Origin of the sequence: Citrobacter sp. wls827 (genome assembly GCF_005280875.1) — a bacterium.
Lineage (GTDB): Bacteria > Pseudomonadota > Gammaproteobacteria > Enterobacterales > Enterobacteriaceae > Citrobacter > Citrobacter youngae.
Genome location: NZ_SZWR01000010.1, coordinates 331727 through 332062, shown reverse-complemented (window position 1 = coordinate 332062; position 336 = coordinate 331727). Strand labels below are relative to the sequence as shown.

Sequence of the window (336 nt, the reverse complement as noted above, 5' to 3'; positions counted from 1 at the left end):
GCGGCGGCGTCGCCCCGGCGATGATGGGCATGGGACCCGTTCCTGCCACGCAAAAAGCGCTACAACGGAGCGGGCTGCAACTGTCGGATATCGATCTTATCGAAGCTAACGAAGCCTTTGCCGCGCAGTTTCTTGCGGTGGGTAAAACACTGGGGTTTGATGCACAAAAGGTCAACGTTAACGGTGGTGCGATTGCGCTGGGTCACCCTATCGGCGCCAGCGGCGCGCGTATTCTGGTCACATTGCTGCACGCGTTACAGGCACGGGATAAAACGCTCGGTCTGGCAACGCTGTGTATCGGCGGCGGCCAGGGTATTGCGATGATCGTGGAGCGCA

1 pseudogene is annotated in these 336 nt (G+C 59.8%); it reads left to right on the top strand.

Annotated elements, in window-relative coordinates:
* Positions 1-336 (top strand): annotated as a pseudogene (locus FDX03_RS04945) (acetyl-CoA C-acetyltransferase); the annotation flags it as partial.